Source organism: Bacillus sp. 05T31, from assembly GCF_056396725.1.
In genome coordinates this window covers 1-4,440 of sequence record NZ_JBFTMA010000436.1, presented here as the reverse complement: position 1 = coordinate 4,440, position 4,440 = coordinate 1, and the positions used below count along the sequence as shown (strand labels likewise).

Here is a 4,440-nt window from a genome sequence, read left to right as displayed (position 1 = left end):
CGCTACTTGTGCGTCCTTTGAATAAATATCATTACCTTTTGAAACTAGTTTTTGAATAGAGAATGTTAACGCATCCATCTCTTGCTGAGACATATTTTTAATAGGAAATAACGATGTATTTGAAAGAGAATAACCACCGTCCCTTCCTTTAGTTGTATCAATTTTAATACCTGCCATTTCAATATCATCACGATAAATGCGGACCATCCGCTCTTTTACTTCTAACAACTCCGCTAATTCACTAATCTTCATTTTCCCTCTCGCATGCAGGAGTTCAATCATATATAGACAGTTACTTAATTTGCTCATATAATTCCTCGTTTCTATTCAGCTATCCTCATTCAAGTATAAAAGAATAGAATCATCTTTTAAATTCTTTCTATATATTCCCCAAAAATATCAATATATTACCCCAAAATGTACAGTAGCACACCCATGACATACACCATCTTCAAAAAGATGTTCTGGCAAAGTCTTTGTATTACAAAACTGACACTGCTGATATCGCCTCTTTCTAAAATCAGCCACCATAATAATACTTTCTTTAATTTCCACCGCTTTCTCACTGTCACTTAATTCCTCTAGATGTTCCCATAATAATATATGATGAGTAAATCTCTCCATATCTGGTGTACATGGACTGTTCCATACTATTCCATGGAAACCTATTTCTAACCCCATCTCTCCCGCACGAATTTTTGCTAATTTCATTAATGACTAATCTCCTTTATTCCATTAAAACAATTGCCAAGTACATCCCTCTGCACTTGGCAATGCTTTTTAAATATGAACTTCCTCTTTAGCGATATCTGTTAACATTTGAATAACATTTTGACAGTCCGTATCATTAAATAATTCGTTCATAGCCTGTATAACAACATCTTCATCCGACCAATTACTTATATTACTTGTATTTGTGTAAATTCTTGTATACGACGCTTCTGGCCTTTTCGCTGCTGTGCTTATTTTTCTCCCTTTACTTTCAAGCCTTGTTAATAGTGCTAATCTCTTTTGTGATTCTAGTGGTCCAATTTCTAGTGTCAATTTCAATCTATTATCCTTCAAGCGTTCAAACCACATAATTGCACAGTTATTTAACCACCAATTCCATTTCGGTGTTCCAAATTGTTCTTCTAGTTTGCGGAACTCCGGTATAATGAATGATGGTAGTCGGTGATGAATATTGTAAAAGCCTTCTTGGAATTTTTGTTTATGGACGAATAATTGAAATGCATTAGCTAAAGTATCCGCATCTGTTTGAATGCTTTCTATCGCAACAATTTCAGAAGAAGAATCTTCTTCTCCGTATACAAGCCCTTTTATAGTATCGCCTATAGCTGCCACCACTTGATTAAAATCAGCATTGTTATACATATCATTCATCACACGGAGAATTTCATCTTGATCTGCCCAATCACTTATATTTTCATATCCAGCATAAATTCTTGTATACATGGATCCAGCTTCTTTTGATTTTTCTTTAATAGTAATTCCATTTTCCTCTAACTTGCATAGTAACTTTAATCTTTGCTTATATTCCAACGGCCCAACTTCAACGATAAGTTTCATACGCCCATCTATTTTTCTTTCGAACCAAGTTATAAGAGCATTATTTAGCCACCACTCATGATTTGGAACTCCAACAATCTCATCAAGTTGTTTCCATTCTTCGAAGATGAAAGATGGAATACGAATGTGTTCATGGTAGCAATCTTCTTGTATTTGATTTTTCTCTACAAACTGTAAAAATGCCTCTCTCATGACGCTATTTCCAGCTCCATGTATAAAGTGAAGCGTTTCAGCATACTTCTTATAAATTTTACAAAGATCTTCTTTTTCTTCAGCATTCAATTTCTTTACAGCACGTAACAACTCTTTATCAACAAACTTTCCAACTACTTTTCCGTTACCATTTAAGCATAGAAAATCAACAGCGGCCTTATGACTCTTATACACTGTTAACGCTAGTTCAATGTCTTCCTCATCACGAACAAGTTCCCCCTCTAATATATCAATATAGTAGGAAAGGAAATCTTTTATCGTACTAGACGTATACTCACTATAAATCTCCAATTGCCCTTTTAGGATATTTAATATATCCCCATAATCTAAAGTAAGATACGACTTATGACTTGGCGCGCTACCATCTAAACTTAAAAAGATTGGAATGATTGTATACCCTTCATATTTCTCGCTAACAAAGTTTATGTAATTTTGTAATTGTCCATCTGATTCAGATGACTTATATTTATTTTCAATCAAAATAGCAACCTTTTGCGCCTCTGATATTGCCAAAATATCAATTCTTTTATTATTTTTCGTTTGTACTTCGCGAAATACTTCCAAATCTTGAAGTGACTGCTTATGTAACTTAATAAAATTATATTGACCTATTAACTCCTCATTCTCTGCTTTTACAAACGTTTTAGAAATTATCTTATTTACAAACATAGAACTTAAATGATGATTCTCCGTCGGATCCAGTAACCAAGCAATCATATTAGAATGCCTAATCTCAAACTTATCTACCTTCAATATTTTAAAAGGATTAAAACGATTAAATTTACTATGTAACTTCTCAAACTCAATTGAATTATCTAACAGTGATAAAATCTCAAAATTATAATCCATTCCCCACACCGCCGTTTATAAATTTGTGAATCAATTCTCCTAAATAATCATTTTAATAAATTGTTATAAGTAAATTATAACTTATAATGTGGCATTATTCATGTCACATATCCTATTTTTTACAAATAAACATGCATTAATCATTAAATTTAACCATCTCCCCATATTCCCTAACACTCTCCTCCAAAAACCCCCTCGTCTCCCCACTATCCTTATAAAAATCCTCCCAACCCCTCTCCCTCAAAATCCCCTTCCAACTATCACTCTCCACCATCCGCTTAATAATACTATCCCAATAAGCAACCTCTTCCTCTGTCATATCTTTCGGGCCCATAATCCCTTTCCAGTGCTGGAAGATGACGTTGATTCCTTGTTCTTTCCAYGTTGGGATTTCTGGTAGTCGGTCTAGTCGTTTTGATGCGGATACGGCCAGTATTTTTATTTTGCCGGCTTTGTATTGTTTTTCGGCTTCGGATAGGGTCATTGTTGCGGCGCCTATTTGTTTGTTCGTTAGGGCGTTTATGATTTTTTCTTTGTTTTCGTAGACGAAGAATTGTAGTTCGGCAGGGTTTATGCCGAATGCTTTGCTTACTTGTACGAAGGATAGGTGATCGTCGTTTCCTAGGCCTGGGGCAACGCCGATTTTGAAGTTTTTCTTGTCTTGTTTTAGTTGTTCCATTAGTTCGTTTGCGTTTTCTATGTTTGATTCTTTTGAGACGACAACGACTTCCCAGTCCGATGCAAGTAGCGCGAGCGGGGTGAAGTCTTTATATGTTAGTTTACTGTGGCCTAGTAGGTTGTTCGTTATGAGTAAGCTTGAGTTAATCGCCAGTACGTGACCGCCTTTTTGTTTCGTATATTTCCATCCGACGTCACCGCTGCCACCTACTTTGTTTGTGACAGTGATTGGTTTTGTGAAGATTTTTTCTTCTGCCAGCGTTTTTTGCATTGCTCGTGCCGTTAAGTCCCATCCCGCTCCTTGAACGTTTGGCGCAACGATTTCTACTTCTTCTATGTTCACTTTATTTGTGTGCGTTTTTTCTACRGAACAACCAGCTATTACTCCTGTCATGATCCATATACATAGTAATAATCGTTTTTTCATAGYCCTCGTCCTATGCGATATTTTCGTTCTGGTCGTCCGATAATGCCGTATGTGTACTCTACTGTGCAYTCRTTTGTCGCTACTAAGTATTCTAAATATCTTCTTGCGGTTGTTCTGGAGGCMCCCATTTGTTCTCCCATTTCTTCTATTGTAATTCCCTCTTCGAATCCTTTTATAATTCCTTTCACTTTTTGCAGTGTTARYGGATCAACACCTGTCGGTAARTTTTTYATGTCTTGTRTTTGCGAAGTRCCGAARAARTTATCGATKAGTGCTTGATTTACTTCATTGTTACTATGTAATAGTTGCTTCTTTCTTTTATATTCTTCAATTGTGCGAACAAATTTATCTAACGTGACCGGTTTTATAAGATAGTTGCTTACGCCATTTCGAATTGCTTTTTCTAACATATTGTTTTCATTCGCCGCTGTAACCATAATTACGTCAACGTCTGGGAAGTCAGCATGGATTTTCGGCAATAAGTCTGTACCAATTCCATCTGGTAAATAATTATCTAATAGAAGTAAATCGATTTCTTCTTTTTGTAGTAGTTCCATCGTTTCTTTTGCGTTCAATGCTTTCCCAATAACTTTTACATCTTTTATTTTTGATAAAAACTCCTCTTGAATTTGCGCTACGCGGAAATCATCTTCTGCAATTGCGACCTTCAACATATGCCGCAATTGCGACCTTCAACATATGCC

At 35.7% G+C, this 4,440-nt stretch carries 4 protein-coding genes and 1 pseudogene; all 5 read right to left on the bottom strand.

The window, feature by feature from the left end; translation table 11 throughout:
• A partial coding sequence (locus tag AC1DJR_RS21295) for a helix-turn-helix transcriptional regulator (protein ID WP_477003445.1) occupies positions 1–309 on the bottom strand: 309 nt, incomplete at its 3' end.
• Positions 310–399: 90 nt separating this feature from the next.
• Positions 400–696 (bottom strand): annotated as a pseudogene (locus AC1DJR_RS21290) (hypothetical protein); the annotation flags it as partial.
• An 84-nt stretch (positions 697–780) separates the two neighbouring features.
• On the bottom strand, positions 781–2,631 hold the full coding sequence (locus AC1DJR_RS21285; RefSeq protein WP_404484609.1) for a PDDEXK-like family protein: 1,851 nt from the start codon (positions 2,629–2,631) through the stop codon (positions 781–783).
• A gap of 136 nt (positions 2,632–2,767) precedes the next feature.
• Positions 2,768–3,736, bottom strand: coding sequence for a tripartite tricarboxylate transporter substrate binding protein (locus AC1DJR_RS21280; RefSeq protein ID WP_131246804.1), 969 nt, complete (start codon positions 3,734–3,736; stop codon positions 2,768–2,770).
• Complete coding sequence (locus tag AC1DJR_RS21275) at positions 3,733–4,410, bottom strand: response regulator (RefSeq protein WP_477003444.1); 678 nt, start codon at positions 4,408–4,410, stop codon at positions 3,733–3,735. The genes AC1DJR_RS21280 and AC1DJR_RS21275 overlap by 4 nt, the downstream gene beginning before the upstream one ends.
• Positions 4,411–4,440: the final 30 nt, after the last annotated feature.

Coding starts and splice junctions, on each gene's coding strand:
- AC1DJR_RS21285 (WP_404484609.1), bottom strand. CDS start 2,631: ATGGATTATAATTTTGAGATTTTATCACTGTTAGATAATTCAATTGAG.